This is a genomic window from Vibrio agarivorans, from assembly GCF_030409635.1.
GTDB lineage: Bacteria > Pseudomonadota > Gammaproteobacteria > Enterobacterales > Vibrionaceae > Vibrio > Vibrio agarivorans.
Genome location: NZ_JAUFQF010000004.1, coordinates 1,097,187 through 1,113,436, shown reverse-complemented (window position 1 = coordinate 1,113,436; position 16,250 = coordinate 1,097,187). Strand labels below are relative to the sequence as shown.

Below are 16,250 nucleotides of genomic sequence, written 5' to 3'. Positions count from 1 at the left end.
CTATTGCTGTCTCTTGACGTAATCTCGGAAATAAAGGTCCATATATTTTACAAACGTAGAGTGCATTGCCATCCAAGCAATCACAAACCCGTGTCGGCCATCCAAAAAGCCTTTTTGAAAAATGAACATACGGATAAATGCCCAAAATGCGTGCGTTAATGCTGAAAACAAGCCACCTTTTTTACGACCTTCTCGCTCATCCGCCCACAATTCAATGTAGTGGGTGCTTTTTCGAATGTGATGATGCAAGTTTTCATAGGTATCGTGATACAAGTAACCATCAAGCTTTACACTCGGTCCCTGATGCGCGACTTTTTCATGAACAAGTGAGTCTGTATAAGCTGCATCACCACGCTTATATAAACGAACAATCCAGTCTGGCGACCAACCACTATGATCAATCGTTTTCCCATAAGCCGAATTTTTACGATTGAGTTGATACACACTGCCTTCGCTATGAGCTTCTATCGCTCGGCCAATACTGACTTTTAGCTCTTGAGAAACCACTTCATCGGCATCTAACCACAGTATAAAATCCGACTCTACATAAGCTTCAGCCCGTTGCCTTTGCTTACCAAAACCTTGCCAATCAGTATTCACATAAAACTTGGAGGTGTACTTTCTCGCTATCGTTTCAGTCTCATCCGTGCTGCCTGAATCTAATAGGACAATTTCATCCGCCCACTCACGTACGCTATCTAGACAGCGAGCAAGCTTTGCTTGCTCATTTTTTACAATCAGCGCAACTGCTAATGTAGACATGTTGATTCCTCGTAAACTATCTCAAGCCTTGGGTTAAGTCGACTTCGATGATTTTATGCGGCGGTGTACGCTTCTCTACTGGCGGCGGGGTCATGTAGTTTGGGCCATATTTCGAACTCAAATATCCGATAATATTTTTCGGTACTTTTAGCTTCAAACCATCAAAATCAAGCTCCTTAGCAGGGAAGATATCTTCTTCTAGAAAGCTATCCTCATGCCCCATAGTGCTCCATGAAACCGGTTTTTGGTCATTGTATTTTGCCATGCACTCATTAACCTTCTGATAGGTTTTAAGCGGATGTGGGTAAACCAGCGTATAGATGGTCTTACGCAAACTGCCTAGCAGCCCTGGGTATGGTTTGACTCGACGAGAGAAGGCATTAGTGATATCAAATACTGCTTTGTCATCAGCTTTAGTGGTGTTCTTATCCATCGGTAAAATGTCAATAAACAGCCCTTGGTGCATTTCGCTGTGCTCAAATCGTTCCTCCACAAATGTCGTATTGTTCAAGCGTACTTTGGAAAAAAAGAGATGAAATCCTGAGTCAGTGAGGTAATTTTGTAAAAACAAACTTTTTGGAAATTTTGGCGCTAATTTAATCATGCGCTCGTAATCATCACGCGGAATCGCCAAATCAACATCATCATCCCAAGGGATGTAGCCAGAATGGCGATATGCCCCCAAAGCCGTACCACCTATCGCTACATAGCGAATATTTTCCTTATCAAAAAAATCAAGTAATTCCTTGAGCATCTCTGTCAACTTACTGTGTACTTCATTTATATCGTAGTTGTTGTATTCCACACTAAACCTCTTTTTGTCTATTTGTCGACCTTCATTGCTCACTACAACGTGTCATATTTTAATACTTGCTCAACACCCTTGCGATAAAACACAATATCACCACTCTCATACTGTCCTTTTACCGCACGCAAAATAGGGGCAATACCCTCTTCGATGCTCATCACATTATTATTGCTGATGGTCAACTTTTGACGAATTTTAGTATCAATAGCCCCTGGGCACATCGCAACCACATCGTAACCATCATGGACCAACCCGCCAGAAAGCTTGAGAACACCAGCTTTTGACGCGCAGTATGAGGTCCAATCTTTGTAGGCGTTGTAGGCAGCTGTCGAGGCAATATTTATTACTCTTGTCTCGTTATTTTGGGCCAACGTAAACTTACAGCATAGATATACCCCGATAAGGTTAACGTTAATATCTTTGATCCACAGCTCGGGATCTGACTCCTCAATCCTCGCAGAATACAATGTACCTGCTGCATTTATGACAATATCAAAGTGACGTTTTTGAAAGTAAGTTTTCACACTATCAATCAAAGTAACATCGAGCTCAGTTCGACTTGGCGTATGGATATCATAATCTTGGCTAACTATCAGAGCCGCTTTGAGAGCTTTAGCGATATCACCGTTGCCACCGGTGATTAATACCTGAATTTTATTTTGGCTCTGGGATCGGATGTTCATCACTGTCCTTTATAAGCTGTTTGTATTGATCGTAAATTCTCTGCTTCAGAGTCGTTGAGCTTACACCCATTCCATACGGTAGGTAGTACACTTCCACTCCAAGCTCTTTCAGGTAGTCATACTTACCAAACCAGTCATCACCAATCACAAACTTATCAATGTTTAATTTTTGTACAGTTTCGGTATGTTCTAACGTGTGTTGCGGAATGACTAAATCTGGTGCACGTAACCCTTCAATGATAGCAATGCGTTCTTCAAAAGGTACCACTGGCGGTTTTTTGTATGAACACACCAACTCATCGGTACTTACACCAACAATCAGTGTGTCACCCAGGCCTTTTCCATAATTGATCATTTTTAGGTGGTTACTGTGGAACAAGTCAAATGTCCCTGACACATAAACTATACTCATATTGCTACTCTCTAAAAAAGGGGCTCGTGTTACATTGCTTGGCATCGGTCACAATAGAAGGTATTCCTTTGAGCAATTTTTTCTTCCTTTATGACGGAGCCACAGTGTAAGCAAGGCTCGCCAGCACGACCATACACATTGAGTTCTTGTGCAAAATAGCCTGGCTTGCCATCGGGGCGCGAGAAATCATTCAATGTCGTCCCCCCCTGCTCAATAGCGCGATGTAACACTTTTTTTATCGCATTCACGAAACGTTGCCATTCCAAAATCGACAACTGGCTAGCTGGTCTTAAAGGAGATATTTTAGCAGAAAACAGTGCCTCATTGGCATAGATGTTCCCCACGCCTACCACATATTTATTATCCATAATAAACGACTTAACAGCCGTGCGCTTACCCCTAGCCTTTCGTAATATATAGTCAGCATTGAACTCATTAGATAATGGCTCTGGTCCGATATTCTCTAATACTGGATGAGATTCACCTTTCTCACACCAAAGCCACGCTCCGAAGCGCCTAGGGTCGTTGTAACGGAGGATTTTTCCATTAGTGAGCTGAAGATCAACGTGATCATGCTTGGCTGCCGGAAAATCAGCATCTAGCACACGCAATGAACCCGACATTCCTAGATGAACAATTGCTGTGCCTTTGAGCGTTTCGATTAACAAGTATTTTGCTCGGCGGGAAATTTGGGTGATGACCTGCCCTTCAAGTTGCTTTAGCTCCTTTTGAGGGATATCCCAACGTAGTTTAGGGGCTCTGAAGGAGAACTTGGCGATGGTTTGGCCTTTGAGGTGTGGGGTGATGCCTAGGCGGCTGACTTCGACTTCGGGTAGTTCGGGCATGGGTTGTGCTCGCTTTGGGTAGATCCTGAAACGAGTTCAGGATGACGCGTTTTGTTCAGAATGACGACTTTGGTTTAGGGTGACAGACTTTTTTCAGACGCTTGCTTTAGGTGTCAGAATTTTGCTCTGGGTGCCAAGGTTTTGGTTACGGTATCAAATAGTCGACATCAAATGAAATCGCTATCCACTGCTGCTGCCAGTTTTGGAATACCCAAAATTCATCGCTACGGTAGAAAGTGATTCTGTGTGGCTCTTCTACGTCTTGATACCACACCTCGATCGTTTCGGGTGATCCTAGGCTTGAGCGAATCGCTGTAAAGACGTCTTCTTCTAACAGGGTACCCTCTAAAGCTCGCCAACGGGTGATGAGCTCTGAAACAGGCACGTCTTTAATGTTTAAGTTAGACGTCCATTGGCTATCTTTCCATTTGAACTCTGCGCCATTGAAGTATAGGGCCTCGACTTTGTGGTTGGGATCTAGGAGTTTTGGGAGCGATGAGGCCACTTCAATGGGTTCTATTATTTCTGGTTCGGCTTCACCAATTAGATAAGTTTGGATTAGCTTAGGCGCGTTCATGAGCACCATAAATGCGATGATGCCGAGAATTAGTATGTTGTTCCAACGGCGCTGGCGCTGGGTTGATCTCTTTCGCATGTGCTCACCCTCGGTTTAGTTATTGATATGAGGATACTTTACGGGATATTTTGAGGTTGGGGAAGGACTTGGGGTGAGTCGTTTACGGGGCAATGGACAAGGGACAAGGGACAAGGGACAAGGGACAAGGGACAAGGGACAAGGGACTTTATCGGCATTTGAGCTACTCACAAGCTTTGAGGGTAAATTAATCGAGGGTAACGCGCAGTTGCCTTTTACCTTGAAGCGAAGCGCCCTTTCTTCTTGTACCTTTTTCTTCAAGCAATAAAAAACCCGACTCGAAAGCCGGGTTTTAACACAATCTTCAAGGAAGCGATCAATTACTTGATTTTAGCTTCTTTGTACATAACGTGTTGGCGAACTACTGGATCAAACTTTTTGATCTCAAATTTGCCTGGCATGTTACGCTTGTTTTTGTCAGTTGTGTAGAAGTGACCAGTACCAGCAGATGATACTAGACGGATTTTCTCACGAATGCCTTTAGCCATTGCCTAATTCCTCTTAAACGTTTTCGCCACGTGCACGAATATCAACAAGAACAGCATCGATGCCTTTCTTATCAATGATACGCATGCCTTTAGCAGTTAGACGTAGTTTAACAAAACGTTTTTCGCTCTCTACCCAGAAACGATGAGTTTGTAGGTTCGGCAGAAAACGGCGCTTAGTAGCATTGCGTGCGTGTGAACGGTTGTTACCCGTTACTGGACGCTTACCAGTTACTTGGCATACTCGGGACATGAATGTCTTCTCCAAATCGTTTCAGCTCGATATCAACCTTGGTGGCCGAACCTCTCTATTTCTGAATAAAGCAGAATCTAGAGGTAAAAACCGTTATGGAAAATCCATACAAGGCTATCAAAGGTCGCGCATTATACTAACTTGACTAGCATTGCTCAAGACCCGAACAGATCCTTTTTGCAGGTTTTCGTGATCTTTTTTTGAGCAGAGCTGAAATTAGGTTAAAAATTGTCGGAGGATTGTAGCAGATTTCTTCGGGTGAACAACTAAAATTCGTCATTTAGTTTTAAGTGACTGAAATGCGCCAAAATCCATATTTGATAAGGCTTTATGTGATGCACATCATTGGCGAGTTTTGAGTTAAAACTGTACAAATACACAGCCAAATGATTAACTAACTTTAATCTCACACAAATTTTTTTGCTATGTCACAACTATTGTCTGCTATTCCACTGACTTCTTTGACCGGTGTTGGCGCTAAAGTCGCCGAGAAACTGACAAAAATTGGTCTCAACAATGTTCAAGATTTGTTGTTTCACCTTCCCTTGCGCTATGAAGATCGTACGCGCATCTATCCCATGGCACGCGTCCATCCTGGGTTATGGGGCTGCGTGAAAGGACAAGTGATGGCGACGGATACCATTTTCGGTCGCCGTAAAATGTTGACGGTCAAAATCAGTGATGGCAATGGCACGGTAACGCTACGCTTTTTCAACTTCACTGCAGGGATGAAAAATAACTTCACTCAGGGCAAAACGGTTGTGGCCTATGGTGAGTTCAAGCGTGGCAATATGGGACTGGAGATCGTTCACCCTGAATATAAGCTGCATACAACAGAGCGCACCGAGAAGCTTGAAGATACACTCACGCCCGTTTACCCAACCACAGAGGGCCTAAGACAGATTACGCTGCGTAATTTGACCGACCAAGCCCTGAAGCTACTCGAGGGAAGTGCAGTACAAGAGTTGCTGCCAAGCGGTCTCTATGACCATCAAATTACGCTTTCGCAAGCTCTGCATACGATTCATCGGCCCCCGCCTAATCTCGATATGGAAGCGTTTGATGAAGGGAAACACCCTGCCCAGCTGCGTTTGATACTTGAAGAGTTGATGGCGCAGAACCTTTCTATGCTGGCTGTGCGCACACAAGGTCATCGTGATGCGGCTTTGCCTCTTGCTGATTCAAACAAACTTAAGCAACAGCTGCTCGATTTGCTGCCGTTTCGTCCGACAGGCGCGCAGGAGAGAGTTGTCAGTGAGATTGAAGCTGATCTTGTTCAGCCTCATCCAATGATGCGCCTGGTTCAAGGGGATGTCGGCTCAGGTAAGACGCTTGTGGCCGCATTAGCCGCCGTTAGAGCGATTGAGCATGGCTATCAGGTGGCTTTAATGGCACCAACTGAGCTTTTAGCCGAGCAACATGCGGCTAACTTTGCCAGTTGGTTTGATTCGATGGGCATCTCTGTCGGCTGGTTGGCGGGCAAGCTTAAAGGAAAGGCGCGAGAAAAGGAGTTAGCTCGTATTGCTTCTGGTGAGGCGCAAATGGTCGTTGGGACACATGCCCTATTCCAAGAGCAGGTTGAGTTTAAGAAACTTGCACTAGTGATCATTGATGAGCAACATCGCTTCGGTGTCCACCAGCGTTTAGAGCTGCGCGCAAAAGGCGAGAAACAGGGCGTTTTCCCTCATCAGTTGGTTATGACCGCGACACCGATTCCTCGGACACTGGCAATGACGGCTTATGCAGATTTGGATACCTCAATTATCGATGAGCTACCACCGGGACGGACACCAATTCAAACCGTAGCGATTCCCGATACCAAACGTGATGACATTATTGAGCGTGTGAAAAGTGCCTGCCTTAATGAAGGCAAGCAAGCTTACTGGGTGTGTACGCTGATTGATGAATCTGAAGTGCTTGAGGCGCAAGCGGCTGAACAGATCGCTCAGGAGCTGAGTCGAAAAATCCCTGATGTAAAAATTGGGTTGGTGCACGGACGGATGAAATCTGCCGAGAAACAAGCTGTGATGCAAGATTTCAAAGACAACAAACTGCACCTGCTTGTGGCCACTACTGTGATTGAGGTGGGCGTAGATGTGCCCAACTCTAGCTTGATGATCATCGAAAACCCAGAGCGTCTTGGTTTGGCGCAGTTACACCAGCTACGTGGCCGTGTAGGCCGTGGTTCGGTCGCAAGCCATTGTGTACTGCTGTATCACTCTCCGCTATCTAAAACCGCTCAGAAGCGCTTATCGGTACTCAGAGAGAGCAATGATGGCTTTGTTATCGCACAACGAGACTTAGAAATCCGTGGGCCTGGTGAGCTGCTTGGTACTAAGCAGACGGGCTTGGCCGATTTTAAGATTGCGGACTTGGTTCGAGATCAACGGTTGATTCCCGAGGTGCAGAGACTGGCTCGTCATGTTCATGAGCAGTATCCGGAGAATGCTAAGGCGATTATTGAGCGATGGTTGGGGGAAAGGGATCATTATGCTAAGGCGTAATGGGTCAGATTTGAAAAGGGATTAGCCATTACTGAATGGATACAACCAAGGAAGGTTAATGAGAAGAATCAATAATATTCCAGTTCTAAAAAAGACTCGCCAAAAACTTCGAGTAAACATGCCTCAACCAGAGGTTTTACTTTGGCAACAGCTTCGCGCTCGTCAGCTCAACGTGAAATTTCGCAGGCAGCATAGTATCAACCGTTACATCGTCGATTTTTACTGTGCCGAGCTCCAGCTCGTTATCGAGCTAGATGGTGACTCTCACTACACCCCTGTTTATCAGCAAAAAGACGAGTTACGTGATCGCTATCTATCCTCTCTAGGGCTTTCGGTAATGCGATTTACTAATGAGCAGGTTGTTTGTCACTTGGATGATGTACTAGAACAAATATGGCACTTTATCGATAAACATAATGCTTAAGTTTAACCCCCTCCCAGCCTCCCCCTTGAAAAGGAGGAGGAGCAAGAGCAAAAGCTCAGTCGCTGACGCTCTTTGTTCCCTCCCCTTATCAAGGGGAGGGTTAGGGTGGGGTTAAAAAACTATCAACTTATGCAGGGCTTGGCATTTGCTGACCGTGCATTTAACCCCCTCCCAGCCTCCCCCTTGATAAGGGGGAGGAGCAAGAGCAAGAGCTAACTTTACTTCTTCACCGTAGGAAAACTGATCTGCGCCTTTAACCCACCCTCACTGCGATTATTAATCACAATCGCGCCGTTGTGCTGGCTAATAATACGTTTGACGATTGCTAGCCCAAGGCCTGTGCCTTCACTGCCGCGGGCGGTGTCGCCTCGGGTAAAAGGTTCGAACAATTTGCTTACTTGTTCCTCTGCGATACCCGGCCCGTTGTCTTCAACCGTTACTGATACCAATTGTTTGTCTGCCGTCATGCCTGTGGTGATTCTGATCCAGCCATTACCGTAACGAGTTGCATTCATGACCAGGTTGGCTACCGCGCGCTTGATAGCGATTGGGCTTCCTTTTGCATCGAGTAAATCATCGCTCAGTACCGCTTCAATGCTGACATCAGGGCCATACTCTGCTGACGCTATTTCTTCTGTCATACCATTGATATCGACGCTGACAAACTGGTCGCTTTGGACGGGCTTAAGGTAATCCATAAACTGGCCGATGATCTCATTACACTCTTCAGTATCACTGATGATGCCTTCGGCTAGATAGTTATCTTCTGGCGACATCATCTCTGTCGCTAAGCGAATTCGAGTCAACGGTGTGCGAATGTCGTGACTGATGCCCGCCATCAATAGCGCTCGGTCTTCTTCAAGGGCTTGGATGCCTTTTGACATTTGGTTGAAAGCGCGAGTTACGGAGCGAATTTCTGTCGAGCCGCGCTCTGGTAAGGGTTGTGGTATTTCACCATGTCCGACTTTGATCGCCGCTTTCTCTAGAGCCAACAAGGGTCTGTTTTGTACTCGAATAAACAGCCAGCCGCCCAGCACTAGCACCAATGCCATGATGACGCTGTTATAGAACAGTGGTGAAAAGTCTTCTTCTTGCAGTTCAGTGAGGGGGATACGTATTACCGAGTCAGGCAAGGCGTCTAGGCTCATCCACAACACATAGCTCTCATCACCTAGACTCAAGCGCACTTCTGTGGGTTGACCAAGCTCTTGGCTCATGTCTTCGCTCATCAGATCAATCGCCATCGCATTTTGGAATTTCTGCCCTAGTTCGCTATCTTTGGCATGTAAAGTTACACCTAGCTCACGCAGTACACGTTGACGCACGGGACGCTCTAACTCTTCGTCAATTGCTTGTCCGTTGTCCATCATCAGTTGGATTTCATAGCTCAACAGTTTATTGAACTGGCCTAAACTTGGCAGCAACGCATAGTTGAATACTGCGTAATAGGAGTAAATCTGGCTGGCGACCAAGATGGTCAAAAACAGAATGATGGACTGAGTGATTGAACTACGAACACGCATATTAATCCTTAATACAGAGTGCAAGGTGATGTTGATTGACGTGAGTATACTAAAAAGGCGCTCCAATGAGCGCCTTTCGTTTCATTAAGTCAGCTTATACTGCTTTGCCATCTGGAACAAAGACATAGCCTAAGCCCCATACGGTTTGAATGTAGCGAGGTTTGCTTGGGTCAACCTCAAGCATGCGGCGTAAGCGAGAGATTTGAACATCGATTGAGCGTTCCATCGCGGAGTACTCACGACCACGAGCCATGTTCATTAGCTTATCACGAGACATTGGCTCACGAGCATTGGTCACTAGCGCTTTTAATACCGCAAACTCACCCGACGTCAAAGGCATAGACTCTTCACCGCGGAACATCTCACGTGTGCCAAGGTTTAGACGGAAGTCACCAAATTCAACTACTGATTCAGCAGAGCTAGGCGCACCCGGTGCTTCTACGTTTTGACGACGCAGTACTGCTTTGATACGAGCAAGCAATTCACGTGGGTTGAAAGGTTTTGGCAGGTAATCATCTGCACCCACTTCAAGGCCCACGATACGGTCAACCTCATCGCCTTTTGCTGTCAGCATCAGGATAGGCAGTGTGTTATTCGCGTTACGCAGACGACGACAGATAGAAAGACCATCTTCACCTGGTAGCATCAAGTCCAACACCATCAGGTTGAAGCTCTCGCGAGTTAATAGACGGTCCATCTGTTCACTATTGGCGACACTGCGCACTTGGAAACCTTGCTCCGTAAGGTAACGCTCTAGTAATGCACGCAGACGCGCATCGTCATCGACTACTAAGATTTTAAAGTTTTCTTGCATGAAACCGTCCTATTAATAAGAGGCGATTGCCGCCCATACAGCACTTAGCTATCGTGCTTGGTTGGCGTTGGTACAGGATTATGCGCAAAATGTAACATTTTTTTCTGCACCAAGGTTGAGATAATTGTTAATGAGTATTTCTTGAGCAAAGAGAAATTAAGTTACTCTTTTTCATACTCAATGGAATTGATAAACCACTCCTTGTCGCCTTGTGGTGTGCGAACGACAAACTCATCATCGACTTCTTTCTTGAGCAAAGCTCTTGCCATTGGCGAATCAATTGAGATGTAACCCTTTGAGTCACCATAAATCTCTTCAGGGCCAACGATTCGAAAACGCTTTATATCACCGTCTTCGTTCTCAATTTCTACCCAGGCTCCAAAGAACACTTTTCCTTCCTGCTGTGGTGAGTAATCGACAATCGTGACGTCTGGAAGAAACTTACGCAGAAAGCGAACGCGGCGGTCGATTTGGCGCAATAAGCGCTTATTGAACGTGTAGTCGGCGTTTTCGCTTCGATCGCCAAGGCTTGCAGCCCATGTGACGATTTTTGTCACTTCAGGACGTCGCTCATTCCACAGATAATCGTGCTCTTGTTTGAGTTTGTTGTAGCCCTCACGGGTGATTAGTTTGGTTTTCACTTGGTTATTTCTAGTTTTATCAATCAATACCCTTTCCACGGAAAGGCGTTATCCCCTCCCCTTATCAAGGGGAGGGCTAGGGTGGGGTTAATACGCACTAACCTCGTATATCACGGTGTGCGTTAACCTTCTGAGCAGTTAACCCCCTCCCAACCTCCCCCTTGAAAAAGGGGGAGGAGCAAGAGCAACAGCTCAGTCGCTAACGCTCTTTGTCCCCTCCCCTTATCAAAGGGAGGGCTAGGGTGGGGGTTAATACGCACTAACCTCATGTATCACGGTGTGCGTTAACCTTCTGGGCAGTTAACCCCCTCCCGGCCTCCCCCTTGAAAAGGGGGAGGAGCAAGAGCAACAGCTCAGTCGCTAACGCTCTTTGTCCCCTCCCCTTATCAAGGGGAGGGTTGGGGTGGGGTTAATACGCACTAACCTCATGTATCACGGTGTGCGTTAGCCTTCTGGGCAGTTAACCCCCTCCCGGCCTCCCCCTTGAAAAAGGGGGAGGAGCAAGAGCAACAGCTCAGTCGCTAACGCTCTTTGTCCCCTCCCCTTATCAAGGGGAGGGTTAGGGTGGGGTTAATACGCACTAACCTCGTATATCACGGTGTGCGTTAGCCTTCAGGGCAATTTACCCCCTCCCGGCCTCCCCCTTGAAAAGGGGGAGGAGCTAAATCAGATTACTCTGGTTTACTCGTATAGATATACTGCTCATCACTGCTGACTACTGCACCATACTTCAAGAAATTTTTACCTAGAATCATGCTGTATTCAAAGCGTGAGCGGTCTTGCAAGTTAACCCGCACTTTCTTCTCTACATTACCGAGCTTCACATTCATCATCACGACTGGACGTACATTGGTTTCTTCGCCCTTTTTCGCTTTGATGCGCATAACATCAACCACCTCTAGTGTGAACTCTTGCTCTTGTCCGGAGCGATTGCTGTACGTGAAGCTCGCCATTGGCACACCATCGCGCTCAAACTGCTGAATATCTGTTGCGCTGATAGAGGTAATATCTGCACCGGTATCTAGCTTAACTGGGAAGGTTAAGCCTTCCACCGTTGCTTGCTCAATGTAACCGGCTTTAAATAGTGGGTAACTATCAAGAATATGATCGGTACGCGTGTCCACCAGCACTTCGTTTTTCACCAAGTTTTGACCCAAGACGAAATATGGGTCTTGCTCTTTCGGTCCGAGCTTTGTCAGTGCAACGTCTCGATCGTCCGTCACATCAGCCATCGTCAGTTTTGTGTTGATGATAGGGCGAACCTCGTCGCCGACTCTGACCTTGCGCTCAACAGGCTTGGTGATGCGAACTGGCTCACCACGCTGATCTGTGAGGCTAAAAGTGACAAACTCTTTCTTACCTTTCTTGGTCAAGCGGTAATCTTTGACTTTCAGTAGCGATGTTTGAACCACAAAAGAGGGCTCAGCATCCATAGGAATGCCTTCCACTTGTATCTCTTCGACTGGAGAGACCACCAACGCACCTTCACTCACGGCTTGCTTATAACTCTTTCCTTTACCATTCAACCATTGCTTTTTGTCGGTATCAATCACAAACCACTGATTAAGTATCTCATGGCCTAGACGCAGCTCAGATGAATTGTCTGAACGGTCATCGGGATAAGCTAACACCATCTTAGTGCCTAACTCACCAAACTCGACTGGAAGATAGACGAGCGGTCGCTCGTTGCCAGAGACTTTTAACATTCGCACTAAAGGCAGCGTCATCGGCTTTGACTCATCATCACTATGTAAGGTGAAGTTGACTGTTTCTGCCTCTTCATCCACTTTGACGTTTGTCGCATGGAAGATGGTGTAGCGGTTGGCGAAAGAGAGACTAGTGGTATAAGGCAAGCCCTCAATATTAAGCACCTCGCGTTTACCAATCAGCTGTGAGTCAGACTTTGACTGCAAAAAGTCGTAGCCGGTAAACACCCATGCATGTTCACGCAAGAACGTTTTGCCGATAAGGATCGGAGAAGAAAAATGGGCACGGTCGGTCAGGTTCACCTCCGTCATCACCGTTTCTCCTGCAATAGTCATAGGGAGTTTGACTACTGGGCGATAGATAGGCTTTTCACTCGTTCGGCTGCGCACAACACTCGGACGTGACAATGGAAGCTCAACATTCACATGCTCACCAGTGTAAGGGTGCGGTATAACGAATGTCACAAAGCCGGCTACCTCTTCAGCAACCTCATCGTAGCTATCGAGCCACCAGTTACTTTTCGGGCCGCCGTATTCATCGACCATTTTTTCCAAAAATTCCTCATCTTTCAGGCCTTCATATTTCGGATTGGTGCTGTAGACATGCACATCGATAGCGTGCATCGATGTCGTATCGGCGCCCGTATCAATCTTTCCGGTAAAGGCAACACCCTCAAGCTCTGGGATATCGCTGTAATACACATTTTCGATGCCACCAAGTACGGGGCGGTCATCAAGCATAAATAGGGGATGTTGAGTCGTGGCATCTAAGTGCTCATACGATTGAGCCGAGGCTGCAGGTATGGCTGTGCCAAGCGCCAGTGAAAGGCTTGCGACGAGAGTGAGTACTGTTTTTCTCATTCTTTCTTTCCGTGAGTTAGGTACAAGTTGGCAATGGCGAAACTTGTATGACCGCTATGAGCGGCGAATTGTCCCAAATAAAAGGCGACACATCATGTTGATTCATAAAGTTTTGACACATTTCTTACCAAAGTAAATGCCACTTGCGAAATAATTCTTAGAATCTAAGAACATGTCACTATTGCAAAAGCTCCCTCTCACCCCTATATCCTGAAGTTAGAACAAACAATGAGGCCACCGGAATGAGCCAAACTATAAGCCAACTGATCGCGCAAGAGTTGAATGTGCGCGTTGATCAAGTCACGGCCGCTGTCACTTTGATTGATGATGGCAACACCGTCCCATTTATCGCCCGCTACCGTAAAGAGGTCACGGGTGGCCTAGATGATACCCAATTACGTAACCTTGATAGTCGCCTAAGCTACCTGCGTGAACTGGAAGACCGTCGTAGTACGATTCTGAAATCGATTCAGGAGCAAGGTAAGCTCACACCCGACCTAGAAAAGTCTATCCATCAAGCTGATAGCAAGACACGACTAGAAGATCTCTACCTACCCTACAAACCAAAACGTCGCACCAAAGGACAAATTGCGATTGAGGCAGGTCTCGAGCCTCTCGCTGATAAGCTTTGGCATCACCCTGAAACCGACCCTGAAAGCGAAGCGAATCAATTCATTGATACCGATAAAGGTATTGCTGACAGCAAAGCGGCACTGGATGGCGCACGCGCGATTATTATGGAACGCATCGCTGAAGATGCCGACCTATTAGAGAAGGTTCGCTCTCACCTTAATCGCAACGCACATTTAGAAGCACGTGTTGTCGCGGGACAGGAACAAGCGGGTGAGAAGTTCAAAGACTATTTTGAGCACTCAGAAGCGATCAGCAAAGTGCCTTCGCACCGCGCGCTGGCAATGCTGCGTGGTCGCAATGAGGGCATGCTCACCATTAGCATGAACGCCGACCCTGAGCAGGAAGAAGGAATTCGTCAGTCTTACTGTGAAACCATTATAGCCGATCACTATGGTATCACCCTGAGCAGCGCACCTGCTGATGGTTGGCGAAAGCAGGTGATTAGCTGGGCATGGCGCATCAAGGTATCGATGCACATGGAAACCGAGCTTATGGGCGCAATGAAAGAGCGTGCCGAAATTGAAGCGATTGAGGTTTTTGCCACTAACTTAAAAGACCTATTAATGGCGGCACCTGCCGGCCCACGTGCTACTCTGGGTCTTGACCCAGGCCTACGTACAGGCTCTAAAATTGCCATCGTTGATTCGACGGGTAAAGTACTCGCCACTGAGACTATCTACCCTCACCCACCTCAGAAACAATACGACAAGTCAGCGCAGATCGTGGATCAGTTGGTGCGCAAGTTTAATGTCGATTTGATTGCAATTGGTAACGGCACCGCTTCACGTGAAACGGATAGTTTTGTCGCGGATTTAATCCAGCGTGGCAATCTCAAGGTGCAAAAAATCATGGTCAGCGAAGCAGGTGCTTCCGTGTATTCGGCTTCTGAGCTTGCGGCTAAAGAGTTCCCGAATATGGATGTGTCACTGCGTGGCGCAGTTTCCATCGCTCGTCGCTTGCAAGACCCACTGGCAGAGCTGGTGAAGATTGATCCGAAATCTATCGGTGTTGGTCAATATCAGCACGATGTAAGTCAGTCAATGCTGGCTAAACGCCTTGATGCGGTTGTTGAAGACTGTGTAAACGCAGTGGGTGTGGATGTGAATACCGCTTCCGCTGCGCTACTGACTCGCGTGGCAGGGTTAACCACCACCATTGCGCAGAACATTGTTGATTTTCGTGATGAAAACGGCCGCTTTGATGCTCGTACAGCATTGAAAAAAGTGCCACGCCTTGGGCCTAAAGCCTTTGAGCAGTGTGCAGGCTTCTTGCGCATCATGAACGGTAAAAACCCGCTTGATGGCTCTTCGGTTCACCCAGAAGCCTATCCGGTGGTTAAAGCGATTGCAGAGAAAAATAGCAAAGACATCAAAGCACTGATTGGTGACTCTTCTTTCTTGAAGTCACTGCACGCAGTGGATTACACCAATGACAACTTTGGTGTACCAACCGTTACCGACATTATCAAAGAGCTCGATAAACCGGGACGTGACCCTCGACCTGAGTTCAAGACTGCCACCTTTGCTGAAGGTATCAATGAAGTGAAAGATCTTGAACCGGGTATGATTCTAGAAGGCGTTGTTTCGAATGTGGCTAACTTCGGTGCGTTTGTGGATATAGGTGTCCACCAAGATGGTTTAGTGCATATCTCTGCGCTGACTGACCGCTATGTATCTGACCCGCGTGAAGTAGTAAAAGCAGGTGACATCGTGAAGGTGAAGGTGATGGAAGTAGATATTCAGCGCAAGCGTATTGGTCTTTCTATGCGCCTTAAAGATGAACCTGGTCAGGATAATCGCACGGGGCGCAGTTCAGCTCCTCGCGGAAATGCAGCTAAAGGTCGTGATAATCCGCGTGGTGGTCAACGCAGCCGTGAAGATTCAGGCAATGGTGCGATGGGTGGTGCATTTGCTGCAGCGTTTGCTAAAGCGAAGAAGTAGATTCTATGCTCTTGCTCCTCCCACTTTTCAAGGGGGAGGCTGGGAGGGGGTTAATAGCACTGCAATCAACGTGACACCTGCGATTGGTGATAAACCATTTTAACCCCACCCTAGCCCTCCCCTTGATAAGGGGAGGGAACTAAAAGCGCTAGCTAATCGACTTTGCTCTTGCTCCTCCCACTTTCAAGGGGGAGGCTGAGAGGGGGTTAATAGCACTGCAATCAGCGTGACACCTGCGATTGGTGATAAACCATTTTAACCCCACCCTAGCCCTCCCCTTGATAAGGGGAGGGAACTAAAA

At 46.9% G+C, this 16,250-nt stretch carries 15 protein-coding genes; 3 read left to right on the top strand and 12 right to left on the bottom strand.

Annotated features, from left to right (window positions below; translation table 11 throughout):
- From QWZ05_RS13690 to rpmB, 8 genes are all read right to left on the bottom strand, one after another.
- Complete coding sequence (locus tag QWZ05_RS13690; RefSeq protein WP_290300798.1) at positions 1 to 768, bottom strand: glycosyltransferase family 2 protein; 768 nt, start codon at positions 766 to 768, stop codon at positions 1 to 3.
- Positions 769 to 778: 10 nt separating this feature from the next.
- Positions 779 to 1,567: a LicD family protein gene (locus QWZ05_RS13685; protein WP_290298881.1), complete on the bottom strand. Its 789-nt coding sequence runs from the start codon at positions 1,565 to 1,567 to the stop codon at positions 779 to 781.
- A 41-nt stretch (positions 1,568 to 1,608) separates the two neighbouring features.
- On the bottom strand, positions 1,609 to 2,253 hold the full coding sequence (locus QWZ05_RS13680; RefSeq protein WP_290298879.1) for an SDR family NAD(P)-dependent oxidoreductase: 645 nt from the start codon (positions 2,251 to 2,253) through the stop codon (positions 1,609 to 1,611).
- A complete protein-coding gene (locus QWZ05_RS13675) occupies positions 2,225 to 2,665 on the bottom strand; it encodes an FAD synthase family protein (RefSeq protein ID WP_290298878.1) in 441 nt (146 codons plus the stop codon). Before QWZ05_RS13675 ends, QWZ05_RS13680 begins: the two co-directional genes overlap by 29 nt.
- 29 nt (positions 2,666 to 2,694) lie before the next feature.
- On the bottom strand, positions 2,695 to 3,510 hold the full coding sequence (gene mutM / locus QWZ05_RS13670; RefSeq protein WP_290298876.1) for a bifunctional DNA-formamidopyrimidine glycosylase/DNA-(apurinic or apyrimidinic site) lyase: 816 nt from the start codon (positions 3,508 to 3,510) through the stop codon (positions 2,695 to 2,697).
- Positions 3,511 to 3,655: 145 nt separating this feature from the next.
- On the bottom strand, positions 3,656 to 4,165 hold the full coding sequence (locus QWZ05_RS13665) for a hypothetical protein (protein WP_290298875.1): 510 nt from the start codon (positions 4,163 to 4,165) through the stop codon (positions 3,656 to 3,658).
- A gap of 320 nt (positions 4,166 to 4,485) precedes the next feature.
- The gene (gene rpmG / locus QWZ05_RS13660; RefSeq protein ID WP_002535344.1) at positions 4,486 to 4,653 is read right to left on the bottom strand and encodes a 50S ribosomal protein L33; all 168 of its coding nucleotides are present in this window, start codon (positions 4,651 to 4,653) and stop codon (positions 4,486 to 4,488) included.
- Positions 4,654 to 4,666: 13 nt separating this feature from the next.
- Entirely contained in the window at positions 4,667 to 4,903 is a 237-nt protein-coding gene (gene rpmB / locus QWZ05_RS13655) for a 50S ribosomal protein L28 (protein ID WP_004728407.1), read from the bottom strand.
- Positions 4,904 to 5,328: 425 nt separating this feature from the next.
- On the opposite strand from rpmB, the gene recG reads away from it, so the two are divergent.
- On the top strand, positions 5,329 to 7,407 hold the full coding sequence (recG, locus tag QWZ05_RS13650; RefSeq protein WP_290298873.1) for an ATP-dependent DNA helicase RecG: 2,079 nt from the start codon (positions 5,329 to 5,331) through the stop codon (positions 7,405 to 7,407).
- Between the two features lie 58 nt (positions 7,408 to 7,465).
- Positions 7,466 to 7,831, top strand: a complete 366-nt coding sequence (locus tag QWZ05_RS13645; RefSeq protein ID WP_290298870.1) for an endonuclease domain-containing protein — start codon at positions 7,466 to 7,468, stop codon at positions 7,829 to 7,831.
- A 218-nt stretch (positions 7,832 to 8,049) separates the two neighbouring features.
- Here QWZ05_RS13645 and envZ read toward each other — a convergent pair whose 3' ends face one another.
- The 4 genes from envZ to QWZ05_RS13625 form a co-directional block, all read right to left on the bottom strand.
- Positions 8,050 to 9,354: a two-component system sensor histidine kinase EnvZ gene (envZ, locus tag QWZ05_RS13640; RefSeq protein WP_264874486.1), complete on the bottom strand. Its 1,305-nt coding sequence runs from the start codon at positions 9,352 to 9,354 to the stop codon at positions 8,050 to 8,052.
- Between the two features lie 94 nt (positions 9,355 to 9,448).
- On the bottom strand, positions 9,449 to 10,168 hold the full coding sequence (gene ompR / locus QWZ05_RS13635; protein WP_264874487.1) for an osmolarity response regulator transcription factor OmpR: 720 nt from the start codon (positions 10,166 to 10,168) through the stop codon (positions 9,449 to 9,451).
- A gap of 161 nt (positions 10,169 to 10,329) precedes the next feature.
- A complete protein-coding gene (greB, locus tag QWZ05_RS13630) occupies positions 10,330 to 10,809 on the bottom strand; it encodes a transcription elongation factor GreB (RefSeq protein ID WP_264874488.1) in 480 nt (159 codons plus the stop codon).
- A 671-nt stretch (positions 10,810 to 11,480) separates the two neighbouring features.
- A complete protein-coding gene (locus QWZ05_RS13625; protein ID WP_290298867.1) occupies positions 11,481 to 13,376 on the bottom strand; it encodes a putative ATP-dependent zinc protease in 1,896 nt (631 codons plus the stop codon).
- A gap of 242 nt (positions 13,377 to 13,618) precedes the next feature.
- Here QWZ05_RS13625 and QWZ05_RS13620 point away from each other — a divergent pair, with 242 nt between their 5' ends.
- Entirely contained in the window at positions 13,619 to 15,949 is a 2,331-nt protein-coding gene (locus QWZ05_RS13620; RefSeq protein WP_290298865.1) for a Tex family protein, read from the top strand.
- Positions 15,950 to 16,250: the final 301 nt, after the last annotated feature.